This window comes from Streptomyces sp. NPDC006610 (assembly GCF_040611575.1).
Classification (GTDB): domain Bacteria; phylum Actinomycetota; class Actinomycetes; order Streptomycetales; family Streptomycetaceae; genus Streptomyces.
The window spans coordinates 37,306-53,403 of sequence record NZ_JBEXOP010000008.1; the positions used below are offsets into that span (position 1 = coordinate 37,306).

At 72.4% G+C, this 16,098-nt stretch carries 15 protein-coding genes and 1 tRNA gene; 9 read left to right on the forward strand and 7 right to left on the reverse strand.

What is annotated here, in order from left to right:
- Positions 1-247: 247 nt before the first annotated feature.
- The 4 genes from ABZY13_RS08760 to ABZY13_RS08775 form a co-directional block, all read right to left on the reverse strand.
- The gene (locus ABZY13_RS08760) at positions 248-1,183 is read right to left on the reverse strand and encodes an S-methyl-5'-thioadenosine phosphorylase (RefSeq protein WP_356628218.1); all 936 of its coding nucleotides are present in this window, start codon (positions 1,181-1,183) and stop codon (positions 248-250) included.
- 100 nt (positions 1,184-1,283) lie between these two features.
- Positions 1,284-1,583 (reverse strand): FmdB family zinc ribbon protein, encoded by a 300-nt coding sequence (locus ABZY13_RS08765; protein WP_356628220.1) that lies wholly within the window; start codon positions 1,581-1,583, stop codon positions 1,284-1,286.
- A gap of 67 nt (positions 1,584-1,650) precedes the next feature.
- Positions 1,651-2,940, reverse strand: coding sequence for an MFS transporter (locus tag ABZY13_RS08770; protein WP_356628222.1), 1,290 nt, complete (start codon positions 2,938-2,940; stop codon positions 1,651-1,653).
- A gap of 221 nt (positions 2,941-3,161) precedes the next feature.
- Complete coding sequence (locus ABZY13_RS08775; RefSeq protein WP_356628507.1) at positions 3,162-4,661, reverse strand: potassium/proton antiporter; 1,500 nt, start codon at positions 4,659-4,661, stop codon at positions 3,162-3,164.
- Positions 4,662-4,879: 218 nt separating this feature from the next.
- On the opposite strand from ABZY13_RS08775, the gene ABZY13_RS08780 reads away from it, so the two are divergent.
- Positions 4,880-7,684 carry a penicillin acylase family protein gene (locus ABZY13_RS08780; RefSeq protein ID WP_356628224.1) on the forward strand — a complete coding sequence of 935 codons (2,805 nt, stop codon included), beginning with the start codon at positions 4,880-4,882 and terminating at the stop codon, positions 7,682-7,684.
- Between the two features lie 86 nt (positions 7,685-7,770).
- Here ABZY13_RS08780 and ABZY13_RS08785 read toward each other — a convergent pair whose 3' ends face one another.
- Positions 7,771-8,394, reverse strand: coding sequence for a 5-formyltetrahydrofolate cyclo-ligase (locus ABZY13_RS08785; protein ID WP_356628226.1), 624 nt, complete (start codon positions 8,392-8,394; stop codon positions 7,771-7,773).
- Positions 8,395-8,499: 105 nt separating this feature from the next.
- Between ABZY13_RS08785 and galU the strand changes: the two genes are divergently transcribed.
- From galU to ABZY13_RS08820, 7 genes are all read left to right on the forward strand, one after another.
- A complete protein-coding gene (gene galU / locus ABZY13_RS08790; RefSeq protein WP_356628228.1) occupies positions 8,500-9,411 on the forward strand; it encodes a UTP--glucose-1-phosphate uridylyltransferase GalU in 912 nt (303 codons plus the stop codon).
- Entirely contained in the window at positions 9,408-10,736 is a 1,329-nt protein-coding gene (gene glp, locus ABZY13_RS08795; protein ID WP_356628230.1) for a gephyrin-like molybdotransferase Glp, read from the forward strand. The genes galU and glp overlap by 4 nt, the downstream gene beginning before the upstream one ends.
- An 81-nt stretch (positions 10,737-10,817) precedes the next feature.
- A complete protein-coding gene (gene moaC / locus ABZY13_RS08800; protein ID WP_356628232.1) occupies positions 10,818-11,297 on the forward strand; it encodes a cyclic pyranopterin monophosphate synthase MoaC in 480 nt (159 codons plus the stop codon).
- Positions 11,294-11,800 carry a MogA/MoaB family molybdenum cofactor biosynthesis protein gene (locus ABZY13_RS08805; protein ID WP_356628234.1) on the forward strand — a complete coding sequence of 169 codons (507 nt, stop codon included), beginning with the start codon at positions 11,294-11,296 and terminating at the stop codon, positions 11,798-11,800. Before moaC ends, ABZY13_RS08805 begins: the two co-directional genes overlap by 4 nt.
- 17 nt (positions 11,801-11,817) lie before the next feature.
- Positions 11,818-12,477, forward strand: coding sequence for a GNAT family protein (locus ABZY13_RS08810; protein ID WP_356628236.1), 660 nt, complete (start codon positions 11,818-11,820; stop codon positions 12,475-12,477).
- A 180-nt stretch (positions 12,478-12,657) separates the two neighbouring features.
- Positions 12,658-13,785, forward strand: a complete 1,128-nt coding sequence (gene glpR / locus ABZY13_RS08815) for a gephyrin-like molybdotransferase receptor GlpR (protein ID WP_356628238.1) — start codon at positions 12,658-12,660, stop codon at positions 13,783-13,785.
- A gap of 55 nt (positions 13,786-13,840) precedes the next feature.
- Positions 13,841-13,914: transfer RNA gene (locus ABZY13_RS08820), tRNA-Ala, on the forward strand.
- 110 nt (positions 13,915-14,024) lie between these two features.
- Here the strand turns inward: ABZY13_RS08820 and ABZY13_RS08825 are convergent.
- Positions 14,025-14,501 carry a GNAT family N-acetyltransferase gene (locus ABZY13_RS08825; RefSeq protein ID WP_356628240.1) on the reverse strand — a complete coding sequence of 159 codons (477 nt, stop codon included), beginning with the start codon at positions 14,499-14,501 and terminating at the stop codon, positions 14,025-14,027.
- 47 nt (positions 14,502-14,548) lie between these two features.
- On the opposite strand from ABZY13_RS08825, the gene ABZY13_RS08830 reads away from it, so the two are divergent.
- A complete protein-coding gene (locus ABZY13_RS08830) occupies positions 14,549-15,376 on the forward strand; it encodes an exodeoxyribonuclease III (protein WP_356628242.1) in 828 nt (275 codons plus the stop codon).
- Here ABZY13_RS08830 and ABZY13_RS08835 read toward each other — a convergent pair.
- Complete coding sequence (locus ABZY13_RS08835) at positions 15,373-15,996, reverse strand: MerR family transcriptional regulator (RefSeq protein ID WP_356628509.1); 624 nt, start codon at positions 15,994-15,996, stop codon at positions 15,373-15,375. The genes ABZY13_RS08830 and ABZY13_RS08835 overlap by 4 nt on opposite strands.
- Positions 15,997-16,098 lie beyond the last annotated feature (102 nt).

The following is a 16,098-nucleotide window of genomic DNA, read 5'->3' on the forward strand; positions in this document are numbered from 1 at the left end:
TGCGATGCGGTTCGGGCGGATCGGGTTCGCAGTCCACGATGAGGCTTCGCACCGAATCCCGCCGAGACCGGTGGATCGTCCACGGGTTGTGGAAAACTCCCTCACTCGAACGAGAGGCTCCGCCCTCCGCCGGCCGATGCCTCCAGCGGCCCGCAGCTCACGGCCCGCAGCTCACGGCCCTCAGCTCACGGCCCACGGTCACCGAAGACACGGACCGGCCCCGCCCGCAGCGCCCGCCCGCACCCCCTTACGGCAGCGCGAACCCCGGATCCATCCCGCCCAGCGCCGAAGCGCACAGACAGTCCCGCTCCCCCTCCGCCGGCAGCGCCGCCACCGCGTCGAACAGCACGCCCCGCAGCCGGTCCACGTTCGCGGCGAACACCCGCAGCACCTCGTCGTGCGAGACGCCCTCACCGGTCTCCGCGCCCGCGTCCAGGTCGGTGACCAGGGTCAGAGAGGTGTAGCAGAGCTCCAGCTCGCGGGCGAGGGCCGCCTCGGGATGGCCGGTCATGCCCACCACCGACCAGCCCTGCGCCCGGTGCCACAGCGACTCGGCGCGGGTCGAGAAACGCGGCCCCTCGACCACGACCAGCGTTCCGCCGTCCACCGGCTCCCAGTCCCGGCCGCGTGCCGCCTTCAGCGCCGCGGCCCGGCCGGCGGGGCAGTAGGGGTCGGCCAGGGAGACGTGGACGACGTTCGGCACGGTGCCGTCGGGCAGCGGCAGCCCGTCGAAGTAGGTGGCCGCACGCGACTTGGTGCGGTCGACCAGCTGGTCGGGGACGAGCAGGGTGCCGGGGCCGTACTCGGGTCGCAGGCCGCCCACCGCGCACGGGCCGAGGACCTGGCGCACGCCGACCGAGCGCAGCGCCCACAGGTTGGCCCGGTAGTTGATCCGGTGCGGCGGCAGATGGTGGCCGCGTCCGTGCCGCGGCAGGAAGGCGACCCGGCGGCCGGCGACGTCGCCGACGAAGAGGGAGTCGCTGGGCGGCCCGTAGGGCGTGTCCACCCGGACCTCGGTCACGTCGTCCAGGAAGGAGTAGAAGCCGGACCCGCCGATGACGCCGATCTCGGCCCGCACGCCGTTCGCCGCCTCGGCCCGTGCCGCGGCCCCTGCGCTGTTCGCCGCCTTTGCTTCCGGCACCGCGTCCGTCCCGGCCGTTGCACCGCTCTCTGCGTTCGCCATGACCAGCACACTAGCGGGCGGTGGAACGGCGCCGAGGAGCGGTGGCGAAAACGCCGGAGACCTCGCCGTCCGGTGACGACGAGGTCTCGGGGAACCTGTCTCAGGCGGCCGTGCTGCCGCTGGAGGAGGAGGTGCCGGAACCGGAGGACGACGACGAGTCCGAGGACGAGGTCGTCGAGGAGGCCGGCTTCGCGGACGACGCGGGCGAGCTGCTCGACGAGGAGCCGCGGCTGTCGTTGCGGTAGAAGCCGGAGCCCTTGAAGACGATGCCGACGGCGGAGAACACCTTCTTCAGGCGGCCACCGCAGTTGGGGCAGTCGGTCAGGGCGTCGTCGGTGAACTTCTGCACCGCCTCGAGGCCCTCGCCGCACTCGGTGCACTGGTACTGGTAGGTCGGCACTGTCTTCCTCCTGGCACTCTCACTCAATGAGTGCTAACGACGGTCCATAGTGACGCATTCCCCGGGATCAGTCCACTGCGACCGCCGAGCGGTGACCGACGCCACGCGCGACGGTCCGCCCCTGGGGCCGCGGAACGAGCCGGGAACGCAGCGCCACCAGCGTCACCAGCGCGAGCGCCGTCCCGCCGAGCGGCACCAGGAACCCGGAGCCGTCCCCCAGGCGGTCCTCCAGCTGTCCGGCGACCGTGACGGCGGCGGCCTGCCCCAGCGCCACCGCGCCGGTGAGCCAGGTGAACGCCTCGGTGCGCGCCCCGACCGGGACCAGGCCCTCCACCAGGGTGTAGCCGGTGATCAGCGCGGGCGCGATACACATGCCGACCAGCAGACCCGCCCCGGCGAGCAGCAGGACCGAGTCCGCCGCCCACAGCCCCGACGCGGCCAGCGCCAGGGCGCCGTAGCCGAGGACCAGGCGCCGGTGCGGGGCGGCCTTCCAGGCGACGGCGCCGCAGACGATGCCCGCGAGCATGTTGCCGGCGGCGAAGACGCCGTACAGGACGCCGTTCAGGCCGGGTTCGCCGATCGACTCGGTGAACGCGGCCAGGGACACCTGCATGCCGCCGAAGACGGAGCCGATGCCGAGGAAGGCGACGATCAGCACCCGCACTCCGGGGACGCGCAGCGCGGAACCGTGCTCCACGCGCGCGTGTCCGGCGGCGGCCACGGCCGGCTGGGTGGAGCGCTGCGCGGCGAACAGCAGCCCGCCGACCAGGGTGAGCGCCGCCTCCGTCAGCAGGCCCGCGGCGGGGTCGACGGCGGTGCACAGGGCGGTGGCGAGCAGCGGGCCGACGACGAAGGTCAGCTCGTCGGTGACGGACTCGAAGGCCGCGGCGGTGCCCATCAGGGGCGAGCCCTGCAGTTTCACGCCCCAGCGGGCGCGCACCATGGGCCCGATCTGCGGCACCGAGGCGCCGGTCGGGACGGCCGCCGCGAACAGCGCCCACAGGGGAGCGCCGGACAGCGCCAGGGCGGTGAGGGCGAGGGCGGAGGCCGTGTGCAGCAGGACGCCCGGGATCAGGACGGCGCGCTGCCCGAAGCGGTCCGCGAGCCGGCCGCTGTAGGGGGCGAACACCGCCATGGAGACGCCGGTGACGGCCGCGGCGGCGCCCGCGGCGCCGTAGGAGCCGGTGGTGTGCTGCACCAGCAGGACGATGGACAGGGTCAGCATCGCGAACGGCTGGCGTGCCGCGAAGCCGGGAAGCAGGAACGTCCAGGCGCCGCGGGTGCGCAGCAGCTGCCCGTATCCCGGGCGGGAGGGGGCCGGCGCGTTCTTCGCCGGACGGGTGACCGTGGATGCCACGGCCCGTGCCTTTCTGCCGCCTGGTAGCGCGCCCGTGCGGGGGCGCCGAGAGCTGTCCTCGTGCGCGGAACTGCGGTAGATACCGGCGCCCACAGGAGTGAGGGGGGCGTTCCGGCCGCCTTGCGGTCGCGCCAGCCCTGCGTCAGGCAGAGGTGGTTCGATCAACGTGCGCCTTCATCGTACAGGGCGGGGCGGCCGGTCCACCTGTGAAGGTGCGCACGTCACCGCGGTTCTCCCGTGGCGCCCAGCCAGTCGGCCAGCTTGCCGCCGTGGCCGACCGCGCGCAGCCGGCGTTCCGCGGCGTCGCGGACCGGGTCGGTGGCGACCACGAGGAGTTCGTCGCCGCGGCGCAGCACGGTCGTGGGCAGCGGGACGAAGGACTTGCCCTCGCGCACGACGAGGGTGACCGCCGCCCCGGCGGGCAGCCGCAGTTCGTTGACCTCGACGCCGTGCATCCGCGACCCCTCGGGGATGGCAACGGACAGCAGATGCCCGCGCAGCCGCTCCAGCGGGGCCGACTCGATGCCGAGGTCGGAGGCGGTCGACCCGTCGCCCAGGTGCAGCTTGCGCGCCAGCCAGGGCAGGGTCGGGCCCTGGACCAGGGTGTAGACGACGACCAGGACGAAGACGATGTTGAAGATGCGCCGGCTGCCGTCGACGCCGCTCACCATGGGGATGGTCGCCAGGATGATGGGCACCGCGCCGCGCAGCCCGGCCCAGGACATCAGCGTCTGCTCCTGCCACGGCACCCGGAACGGCGTCAGGCACAGCACCACGCTCAGCGGGCGGGCCACCATGGTCAGCACGAGCCCGATCAGCAGCGCGGGCAGGAAGTCGTCGCCCAGCTCGTGCGGGGTGACCAGCAGGCCGAGCAGGACGAACATGCCGATCTGCGCGATCCAGCCGAGCCCCTCGGCGAAGCCGCGCGTGGCGGGCCAGTGCGGCAGGCGGGCGTTGCCCATCACCATCGAGGCGAGGTAGACGGCGAGGAAGCCGCTGCCGTGGGCCAGCGCGCCCGCGGCGTACGCGGTGACGGCGATGGCCAGGACGGCGATCGGGTAGAGGCCGGAGGCGGGCAGCGCGACGTGCCGCAGCCCCCAGGAGCCCAGCCAGCCGACGGCCAGTCCGATGGCCGCCCCGATGACCAGCTCCAGCGCGATCTCGCCCAGCAGCACGTACCAGTGCTCGAAGTGGCCGGCGGCGGAGAAGGACACCACCAGGATGACCACCGGGGCGTCGTTGAAGCCGGACTCGGCCTCCAGGGTGCCCGTCACCCGCGCGGGCAGGGGGATCCTGCGCAGCACGGAGAAGACGGCCGCGGCGTCCGTGGAGGAGACGACCGCGCCGATGATCAGCGCCTGCCGCCACTCCAGACCGACCAGGTAGTGCGCCGCCGACGCCGTGATCCCGACGCTCACCGCGACCCCGGCCAGCGCCAGCGCGGTGGCGGAGGGCAGGGCCGGCCCGACCTCCTTCCACTTGGTGCCCAGACCGCCCTCGGCGAGGATGACGACGAGGGCCGCGTAGCCGATGACCTGGGTCAGTTCGGCGTTGTCGAAGTGGATGCCGCCAATGCCGTCCTGGCCCATGAGGACGCCGATGCCCAGGTACACGAGCAGGCTGGGGAGCCCGCTGCGCGAGGAGATCCGGACCGCTGCCACGGCGACGAGCAGGACGAGCGAGCAGACGAGGAGGAGCTGGTTGAGGTCGTGGACAGTCAGCGGCCGTTCCTTCCGGGCTTTTCCTGACGCGGTTACTTCATTACCTTACCTAACTCTTGACGATTTCTTGACGCTTCACCCGGGGAGATCGAACGTCCGTCCGCGCCGGTTCCCCACTCCGCGTCAAGTCGCACGGGGCGCTGCGCCTATGGTTGCTCCAGCGCTCATTCAAAGTCACAGCCCGACCTGCCGCTCGCGTTAGGACAGCAAGGACAGCGATGCCCCCCAACACCACCGCCTCAACGGGTCAGCAGCCCGGCAAGTCCGGCAGGAAGAAGGGGCGCAGAGCCCGACTGGTCGTGCTGGTGTTCGTGCTGGCCGTCGTCGGCGGCCTCGCCTTCGGGGCGTACTGGACCATCAGCACCGTGCGCGCCTCCTTCCCGCAGACCAAGGGATCGATCACGCTCGACGGGCTCTCCGGCCCCGTGGACGTCCGGCGGGACGGTTACGGCATCCCGCAGATCTACGCCTCCTCCGAGGAGGACCTGTTCATGGCGCAGGGCTTCGTCCAGGCGCAGGACCGGTTCTACGAGATGGACGTGCGCCGGCACATGACCGCCGGCCGTCTGTCGGAGATGTTCGGCAAGAGCCAGGTCGACAACGACGAGTTCCTGCGCACCCTGGGCTGGGAGCGCGTCGCGCGGGAGGAGTACGACAAGAAGCTCTCGGCCGAGACGAAGAAGTACCTCCAGGCGTACGCCAAGGGCGTGAACGCCTACCTGGAGGGCAAGGACGGGGAGGACATCTCCCTGGAGTACGCGGCCCTGGGCTTCAGCAACGACTACCGGCCCGGCAAGTGGACCCCGGTCGACTCGGTGTCCTGGCTCAAGGCGATGGCCTGGGACCTGCGCGGCAACATGCAGGACGAGATCGACCGCTCCCTGATGACCAGCCGCCTCGGCCCGCAGCAGATCGAGGACCTGTACCCGCCCTACCCGTACGACCGCAACAAGGCGATCGTGCAGGAGGGGCAGTACGACGAGACGACCGGGACGTACCAGCAGGGCGAGACCGCGAGCGAGGACGGCACGTCCGGCAGCGCGCTGGAGACGGGCGACGGAACGGGAGCGGTCTCCCCGGGGACGGGCACCGCCGATCCGGCCGCCGCCGACTCCGCCGCCGGCACGGCCCTGCAGACGCAGCTGTCGGGCCTGTACGGCGCCCTGGAGGACCTGCCCGAGGCCGTCGGCGTGAACGGCAACGGCATCGGCTCCAACTCCTGGGTCGTCGGCGGCGAGCACACCATCACCGGCAAGCCGCTGCTGGCCAACGACCCGCACCTGTCGGCCTCGCTGCCGTCCGTCTGGTACCAGATGGGCCTGCACTGCCGCTCGGTCTCCGAGAAGTGCCGCTACGACGTCTCCGGCTACACCTTCGCGGGCCTGCCCGGCGTGATCATCGGCCACAACCGGGACATCTCCTGGGGGATGACCAACTCCGGAGTCGACGTCACCGACCTCTACCTGGAGAAGCTCACCGGCGACGGCTACCAGTACGGCGGCAAGGTCGTCCCGTTCGAGACGCGCGAGGAGACCATCGAGGTCGCCGGCGGCTCGCCCAAGGAGATCGTGGTCCGCGAGACCAACAACGGCCCCCTGCTGTCCGACCGCGACGACGAACTGCTGACGGTCGGCAAGAAGGCCGCCGTCGACACCGCCGCGCCCGACCGCGGCGACGGCTACGGCATCGCCCTGCGCTGGACCGCGCTGGAGGCCGGCACCACCATGGACGCCGTCTTCGCGATGAACCGGGCCTCCGGCTGGGAGGAGTTCCGCTCCGCAGCGGCCCTGTTCGACGTGCCGTCGCAGAACCTGGTCTACGCCGACACGGACGGAAACATCGGCTACACCCTGCCCGGGAAGATCCCCACGCGCGCGGAGGGCCACGACGGCTCGCTCCCGGCGCCCGGGTGGGACCCGAAGTACCGCTGGAAGGAGTACATCCCGCGCGACGCCCTGCCGTACGAGTACAACCCCGACCGCGGCTACATCGTCACCGCCAACCAGGCCGTCGTCGACGAGGACTACCCGTTCACGCTCACCACGGACTGGGGCTACGGCGCGCGCAGCCAGCGGATCACCGACCTGATCGAGTCGAAGATCAAGGGCGGCGGCAAGGTGTCTCCCGAGGACATGCGCCAGATGCAGCTGGACAACAGCAGCGAGATCGCCAAGCTGCTCGTGCCCCAGCTGCTGAAGATCGACGTCGGCGACAAGGACGTCCGCGAGGCGCAGAAGCTGCTGGAGGGCTGGGACTACACCCAGGACGCCGACTCGGCCGCCGCCGCGTACTTCAACTCGGTCTGGCGCAACGTCCTCAAGCTCGCGTTCGGCAACAAGCTGCCCAAGGAGCTGCGCGTCAAGGGCCAGTGCCTGTGGGTGGAGCCGGTCGACACCACCGGTCCGGTGGACGACGACCGCCGGGTGCGCGAGTGCGGCCGGCGCGACGCCGACCAGGCCCAGCCGGACGGCGGCGACCGCTGGTTCGAGGTCGTGCGCCGGCTGATGGACGACGAGGACAGCGACTGGTGGCAGGCCCGCGCGGCGGGCACCCGCCCCGGCGCCGACAACCGCGACGAGCTGTTCCGGCGGGCCCTGATCGACGCCCGCTGGGAGCTGACCGCCAAGCTCGGCAAGGACATCGACACCTGGAGCTGGGGCCGGCTGCACCGCCTGTTCCTGAAGAACCAGACCCTCGGCACCGACGGCCCGGGCTTCCTGCAGAAGGCGCTCAACCGCGGCCCCTGGAAGCTCAGCGGCGGCGAGGCGACGGTCAACGCCAGCGGCTGGAACGCGGCCGGCGGCTACGGCGTCGTCTGGGTTCCGTCCATGCGGATGGTGGTCAACCTGGACGATCTCGACAAGTCCAAGTGGATCAACCTCACCGGCGCCTCCGGGCACGCCTTCAACGCCCACTACACCGACCAGACGGACAAGTGGGCCAAGGGCGAGCTGCTGGACTGGTCGTTCTCCGAGAAGGCCGTGAAGAAGTCCACCGAGGACACCCTGCTGCTCAAGCCGTGAGCCGCCGGCCGGGCGAAGACCGGCGGCACGGAAACGGCCCTCCACGCGCGCGTGGAGGGCCGTTTCCCTTGTCCTCGGCGCGCGGCCTACCCCGGTCGTCCGAAGCGGCGTACGCCCGACGGCGTCACGACGGCCCGCACCGGCCGGTCGTGCGGCTCGGCCGGGACGTGCCCGACCACCTCCGTGTCGTACAGCAGCACCACCAGCGCGGGATGCGCCCCCGCGCGCTCCAGCCGGGCCAGGACCCGGTCGTAGGAGCCGCCGCCGCGCCCGAGCCGCATCCCGCGCGCGTCGACCGCGAGGCCGGGCAGCAGGACCGCGCCCGCGGTCGTCACCGCGTCCGGGCCGAGACGCTCGCCGGCCGGCTCCAGCAGGGCCATCCGCCCGCCGTGCCGCACGGTGACGAGGTCACCGGCGCCGGTGTACTCGCCCCAGTCCAGGTCGTTGTCGGGCAGCAGCACCGGCAGCAGGACACGCACCCCCCGCGCGCGGAGGGCGTCCAGCAGGGCGAGCGTGCCGGGCTCGGCGCCCACGGAGACGTACGCCGCCACCGTGTCCGCCCCGGCCAGCTCGGGCAGTTCGAGCGCCCGTTCGGCCAACCGGGCCGCCGCCACCCGTACGTCATCCGGCGTCAACCTGTTCCTCATGGAGAGGATCTCCCGCCGCAATGTCCGCTTGTCACTGTCGGCCGTACGTCCCCTGTGACTCACCGTCGCTCCCGTCGCCGTGTGCTGTGCCTTCGCATTGCGCTCATATGAGAGCGAATTAATCGGAGCCTCGGATTCCGTGCAAAGGCACCCGATATGGTGGCGTGCATGACCCAGTCACACCCCAGGATCAGCAAGGCTGTCATCCCGGCAGCGGGCCTCGGCACCCGGTTCCTGCCGGCCACCAAGGCCACTCCCAAGGAGATGCTGCCGGTGGTCGACAAACCGGCGATCCAGTATGTGGTCGAAGAGGCCGTGGCCGCCGGTCTCGACGACGTCCTCATGGTCACGGGCCGCAACAAGCGCCCGCTGGAGGATCACTTCGACCGCAACTACGAGCTGGAGTCCGCCCTGGCGAGCAAGGGCGACGCCCACCGCCTCGCCAAGGTGCAGGAGTCGAGTGACCTGGCCACGATGCACTACGTGCGCCAGGGCGACCCCAGAGGGCTGGGTCACGCCGTGCTGTGCGCGGCCCCGCACGTCGGCTCGGAGCCCTTCGCCGTCCTCCTCGGCGACGATCTGATCGACCCGCGCGACCCCCTGCTCCAGCGCATGATCGAGGTCCAGGAGCAGCGCGGCGGCAGCGTCGTGGCGCTCATGGAGGTCGCGCCCGAGCAGATCCACCTCTACGGCTGCGCCGCCGTCGACCTCACCGAGGACAGCGACGTCGTCAAGGTGAACGGGCTGGTCGAGAAGCCGGATCCGGCGGACGCCCCGTCCAACTACGCCATCATCGGCCGCTACGTCCTCGACCCGGGCATCTTCGCCGTACTGCGCCGGACCGAGCCCGGCCGCGGCGGCGAGATCCAGCTGACCGACGCCCTCCAGCAGCTCGCCGCCGACGAGACGGTGGGCGGCCCGGTGCACGGCGTCGTCTTCAAGGGCCGCCGCTACGACACCGGCGACCGCAGCGACTACCTGCGTGCCATTGTCAGACTCGCGTGCGAACGTGAGGATCTGGGACCGGAGTTCCGGACCTGGCTCCGCAAATACGTCACCGAGGAGATGCAGTCGCTTTGAGCACCGCCGCGCCCCGCGCCGCCGGCCAGGACCACCTGTGGTCGGTGGACGAACACCTGGAGGACATCCTCGCCACCGTCCGCCCCTTGGAACCCATCGAGCTGCAACTGCTCGACGCCCAGGGCTGCGTCCTGGTCGACGACGTGACGGTGCCGGTCTCCCTGCCGCCGTTCGACAACAGCTCCATGGACGGCTACGCGGTGCGGGTCGCGGACGTCGCGGGCGCGAGCGAGGAGTTCCCCGCCGTGCTCGAGGTGATCGGGGACGTCGCGGCGGGCCAGGGCGAGCTCCTCCAGGTGGGGCCGGGGCAGGCCGCCCGCATCATGACCGGCGCCCCGCTGCCGCCCGGCGCCGAGGCGGTGGTCCCCGTGGAGTGGACCGACGGCGGGCTCGGCGAGGGCCCGGTGAGCGGGATGCGCGCCCGCAGCGTCGCCCCCGAGGGCGCCTCGGGGCAGGTCCGGGTGCACCGGCCCGCCGAGGCGCGCGCCCACGTGCGCGCCAAGGGCAGTGACGTGAGGGCCGGCGACCGCGCCCTGGAGGCGGGCACGATCCTCGGCCCGCCGCAGATCTCGCTGCTCGCCGCCATCGGGCGTGGGACCGTCCGGGTGCGGCCCCGTCCGCGCGTGGTCGTCCTGTCCACCGGCAGCGAACTCGCGCAGCCCGGCGAGGAGCTGGGCCCCGGCCGGATCTACGACTCCAACAGCTTCGCCCTGACCGCGGCGGCCCGCGACGCCGGCGCCATCGCCTACCGCGTGGGCGCCGTCACCGACGACGCCGAGACCCTGCGCACCACCATCGAGGACCAGCTCGTCCGCGCCGACCTCGTGGTCACCACGGGCGGGGTGAGCGTGGGGGCGTACGACGTCGTCAAGGAGGCGCTGGCGCACGTCGGCGACGAGGACGAGCCGGGCGCGGGCGTCGACTTCCGCAAGCTCGCCATGCAGCCCGGCAAGCCCCAGGGGTTCGGCACCATCGGCCCCGAGCACACCCCGCTGCTGGCCCTGCCGGGCAACCCGGTGTCGTCGTACGTCTCCTTCGAGCTGTTCGTCCGCCCGGCCATCCGCACCCTGATGGGGCTCCCCGACGTGCACCGGCCCCGCGCGCGGGCAAGGCTCGTCGCCGACCGGGAGCTGACCTCGCCCCAGGGCCGCCGCCAGTTCCTGCGCGGCGCCCACGACGCCGGTGCGGGCACGGTGCGGCCGGTCGGCGGGGCCGGTTCCCATCTGGTCGCCGCCCTCGCGCACGCCGACGCGCTGATCGTCGTTCCCGAGGACGTCGAGACGCTCGCGCCGGACGCCGACGTCGAGGTGGTCCTGCTCGGCTGACCGCCCCGTGTTGGCGGTACCGTGTCGCCACGACTGGCCCGAGCGCCGCGGGGCGCCGGGCCCGGACCGGGAGCGTCACAGATGAGCACGCAGGACCGACTCACGCACCTCGACGACGCGGGCGCCGCCCGCATGGTCGACGTATCCGGCAAGGACGTCACCGCACGCACCGCGCGTGCGAGCGGACGGGTCCTGGTCTCGCCCCGCGTGGTCGAGCTGCTGCGCGGCGAGGGCCTGCCCAAGGGCGACGCCCTCGCCACCGCGCGGATCGCGGGCATCATGGGCGCCAAGCGCACCCCCGACCTGATCCCGCTGTGCCACCCGTTGTCGGTGTCCGGTGTGAAACTGGACCTGTCGGTCGCGGACGACGCCGTGGAGATCACGGCCACGGTGAAGACCACGGACCGCACGGGCGTCGAGATGGAGGCGCTCACCGCGGTCTCGGTCGCCGCGCTCACCGTGATCGACATGGTCAAGGCGGTCGACAAGAAGGCGGTCATCACGGACGTGCGGGTGGAGGAGAAGACGGGCGGGAAGTCCGGCGACTGGAGCAGGGCATGAGCTACCGCGCACTCGTCGTCACCGCCTCGAACCGGGCCGCCGCCGGGGTCTACGAGGACAAGGGCGGCCCGCTGGTCGCGGACGGCCTCCGGAGCTTCGGGTTCACGGTGGACGGCCCGCAGGTGGTCCCCGACGGCGACCCCGTGGAGGCCGCCCTGCGCGCGGGAGTCGAGGCCGGGTACGACGTCGTCGTCACCACCGGCGGCACCGGCATCTCGCCCACCGACCGCACCCCGGAGGCCACCCGGCGGGTGATCGACCACGAGGTGCCCGGCATCGCGGAGGCCATCCGCGCGTACGGCCGGGACAAGGTGCCGACGGCGGCGCTCTCCCGGGGTCTGGCCGGGGTGGCGGGCGGGACGCTGATCGTGAACCTGCCCGGATCCAGCGGCGGCGTGAAGGACGGTCTGGCCGTGCTGGAGCCGCTGCTGAAGCACGCCGTGGACCAGCTGCGCGGCGGGGACCATCCCGGACCCGGCGCCGGAAGCGGGGGTGCGAGCTGAACACCGCGTCCTGGCCCGTGGAGCTGGCGGAGGGCGATGTCGTCCTGCGGCCCATAAAGCTGCGCGACCAGCGTGCCTGGCGCGAGGTCAACCGGCGCAACCGCGACTGGCTGCGCCCCTGGGAGGCGACCATCCCGCCGCCCGGACCCGGCGGGCCGGTCACCCACCGGCCGACCTACCGCCAGATGGTCCGCCATCTGCGCTCCGAGGCGGGCGCGGGCCGGATGCTGCCGTTCGTCATCGAGTACCGGGGGCAGCTGGTCGGGCAGCTCACGGTCGCCGGGATCACCTGGGGCTCGATGTGCTCGGGCCACGTCGGCTACTGGGTGGACGAGGCGGTGGCCGGGCGCGGGGTGATGCCCACCGCCGTCGCGCTCGCCGTGGACCACTGCTTCCGCACCGTGGGACTGCACCGCATCGAGGTCTGCATTCGCCCCGAGAACGGCCCGAGCCGCCGGGTCGTCGAGAAACTCGGATTCCGGCACGAGGGACTGCGTCCCCGTTATCTCCACATCGACGGCGCCTGGCGCGACCACCTGGTCTTCGCGCTCACCGCGGAGGAAGTCCCCGACGGGCTGCTCACCCGCTGGCGCCGCACCCGGGGACTGGCCGAGCGGCAGCGCGATGAGCAGCAGCGCAGCGAGCAGCGGAGCGGCCCGCCGAACCCGCAGAACTGAAAAATGGAATAGGTGTTCGAAATTGGTCGGCGGATGACCGATCCGGCCCACAGAATTCACCGGCCCGGCCGCTTGCTGATCGGATGGTTCGCAAAAAAAGCTCGAAATATCAGCCGGATCGTGCGACACACCGGCTCAATTGGCAGATGGCCTCACGCAAACCCCTCTACCGTGTGAGGCGTGAGCAGCAGCGGCCTCATCTACGCAGTCATCGTCGGGGCCTGGGCCGCCTACTTGGTGCCCATGTGGCTCCGTAGGCAGGACGAGCTGAACGAGGCCCGTCCCACGGAACGCTTCAGCACCGCCATCCGGCTCCTGTCCGGACGGGCGGGGATGGAGCGCCGGTACGCCAAGGACCTGCAGGCGCGCTCCGCCGACGAGGGGGAGCCCGGCCAGGACGACCCGGACGCGGTCACCGACTCGGTGGACGTCCGGGCCTTCGCCGTGCCCCCGGCCCGGCCCCGCACCGAGGCGCCCCTGCCGGCGCCGGCCGCCGAGAGCGCACCGGTGCGGGGGCGGGTGCCTGCCGCCCGCAACGCGCCCGGCGCGGAGGCGGCAGCGGCGCGCGCCCAGCGCATGAAGGTGCTTGCCCGGCGGCGGCGCACCACCGTGGTCCTGTTCCTCGCCTTCACGGCGGGCGCGATCGTCGCGGCCGTGGGCGGGCTGGCCTTCCTGTGGGCGCCGGGCGTGCCGGCCGTGCTGCTCAGCGCGTACATCGCGTATCTGCGCTCCCAGGAGCGCCGGCGCTTCGCCTACCAGATGGACCGGAGGCAGGCGGAGGACGCCGCGCAGCGGCTGCGCGAGCGCGCCCGCCGCCCGCGCCGGCAGGCGTCCGAGGAGGCCGAGGCCGACGACGCCGAGGACCACCACCCCGAGCCGGAGACCGACTCCGGCATGGCGGCGCTCGCCGCGGACCGACGGGCCCTGGTCGAGCAGACCGACCACGCCGAGTGGGTCGACCAGCAGCGCGAGCGTCAGCTGCGGCCCGGCCGGGGCGACAGCTGGGAGCCGGTGCCGGTGCCCCTGCCGACGTATGTGACGGCCCCGGTCGCCCCGCGCGCCACGGCCGACGTCGACCTGGGCGCGCCCGACGCGTGGAGCTCGGCCCGCTCCGGCCCCGTCGCGGAGCCCGAGCAGCCGGCCGTCCCCGAGCCGGCGCGGGCCCCGGACCGCGCCGACGGCGACGGCCGCACCGACGCCCGCCGCGCCGCCTCGGCCCGCCGGGCCCGGGAGCGGGGCCACACGCCGCTGTTCGACCAGTACGACCAGTACGAGGACGGGGAGCGACCGCGCGCCGCCAACGAGTAGCGGGAACGGATTTTCAAGCACGCCGATCGGGGTGCTAAAGTTTCACTCGTTGCAAGGGCCTGTGGCGCAGTCCGGTAGCGCACCTCGTTCGCATCGAGGGGGCCAGGGGTTCAAATCCCCTCAGGTCCACCGCAACAACCACCCCCGGGGAAACCCGGAGTTGGTTGATCAGATCCCGCCCGATCGGTTGATCGGGCGGGATCTTTTTCGTTTCCCGCCCTTCGGTTCGTCAACCGGATTCAGAGGAACTTCGCGTAGCAGCGGCTCGCCTCGTGGTGGCGGTAGTAGCCGAACTTGGCGCACGGCTCATAGCCGCTGGACGTGTAGAGGGCGATCGCCTCGGGCTGCTGGGTGCCGGTCTCCAGGACCATGCGGACGCGGCCGGCGTCGCGGGCGTCGTCCTCCAGTGCGGTCAGGATGCGGCGGGCGAGACCACGGCCGCGCAGCTCCTTGATCACGAACATGCGCTTCAGCTCGGCGTCGCCGTCCTCGTTGCCCTCGTCGTTCTGGTCGCGGCTGCGCCAGCCGCCCGTGGCGACGGGGCGGTCGGCCTCGTCGTAGGCGATGAGATAGACGCCGTTCGGCGGCCGGAAATCCGCAGGGGCGAGGACGGTGGCGTCGCCGCCGTCGCCGTAGCGCTCGTGGTACTCGGCCTGGACCTCGTCGTTGAGCTTCACGGCGTCGGGGTGGTCGAACGGGACGGGGCGAATAATCATGTCAAGTATCGTACTTCTATGCAGAATCGGGAACGTTGCCTGGTCCAGTGTGCCGGTATCGTGCCCGGGTGCTGACTGTGACCTCTGTGAACGTGAACGGGCTGCGGGCCGCCGCGAAGAAGGGCTTCGTGGAGTGGCTGGCCGGAACCTCCGCCGACGTGCTGTGTCTCCAGGAGGTGCGGGCCGAGCCGGCGCAGCTGCCGGAGGCCGTGCGGGGGCCGGAGGGCTGGCACGTCGTCCACGCCCCGGCCGCCGCCAAGGGGCGCGCGGGCGTCTCGCTCTACACCCGGCGCGCGCCCGACGCCGTGCGGGTCGGTTTCGGGTCGTCGGAGTTCGACGCCAGTGGCCGGTACGTCGAGGCGGACCTGCCCGGTGTGACGGTCGCCTCGCTCTATCTGCCCTCCGGCGAGGTCGGCACCGAGCGGCAGGACGAGAAGATGCGGTTCATGGGGGAGTTCCTGGCGTATCTCAAGGAGCTGCGCGAGCGGGCCGCCGCCGACGGGCGCGAGGTGCTCGTCTGCGGGGACTGGAACATCGCGCACGAGAAGGCCGACCTGAAGAACTGGCGGGGCAACACCAAGTCCTCCGGTTTCCTGCCGGAGGAGCGGGAGTGGCTCGGCGCCGTCCTCGACCCGCGGGCGGGCGGGTACGTCGACGTCGTCCGGGCCCTGCACCCGGACGTCGAGGGGCCGTACAGCTGGTGGTCGTACCGGGGGCGGGCCTTCGACAACGACACCGGCTGGCGGATCGACCTCCAGGTCGCCACGCCCGCTCTCGCCGCGCGGGCGGTCAAGGCGTACGTGGAGCGGGCCGCGACCCACGCCGAGCGGTGGTCGGACCACGCGCCGGTGACCGTGGTCTACGACAAGGGCTAGTCCGGCCTCTTGCGCAGTCTGCGGTCCAGGGCCAGGGAAAGTTCCGCGTCGACCACGCTGCGGGCCAGCGGGCGCAGGCGCTGGAGGTCCTCCTCGGGGGCGTGCCGCAGGACCAGGTCGGCGAAGAGTTCCGCGAGGGCGTCGGCGTGCTCGCGCACGCGCCTGCCGGCGTCGAGCACGTCCGCCAGCGGGATGCCCTCGCGGACCAGGGCCGAGGACACCTCCAGCAGCCGGCGGCTGATGTGCACGATCTCCTCGCCGTCGGTGCCGAGGTAGCCCAGCTCCAGGGCGGTGGCGAGGTTCTCCGGGGTGACCTCGCCCGCGAAGTGGTCGGCGAGTTCCTCGGGCGTCAGCCGGACCGGCGTCTCCTCGGTCGGGGCGTCCAGGCCCAGGAGGTCGCCGACGTCCCGGCCGTGGTCGAAGGCCTCCGCCAGCTCGGCGATGCCGTTCAGGGTGTGGCCGCGCTCCAGCAGCGCCGAGATGGTCCGCAGCCGCGCCAGGTGCTGGTCGTCGTACCAGGCGATACGGCCCTCCCTGCGGGGCGGCGCGATCAGTTTGCGCTCGCGGTAGAAGCGCAGGGTGCGCACCGTGATGCCGGCCAGCCTGGCCAGCTCCTCCATGCGGTACTCGCGTCGTCCAGCGGGTCGTCCAGCCTCTTCTGCCACGCCGGAAGCCTATGGCGTACCGAGGGTAACTTTCTTCGTCACGCCCCCTACCGGTCA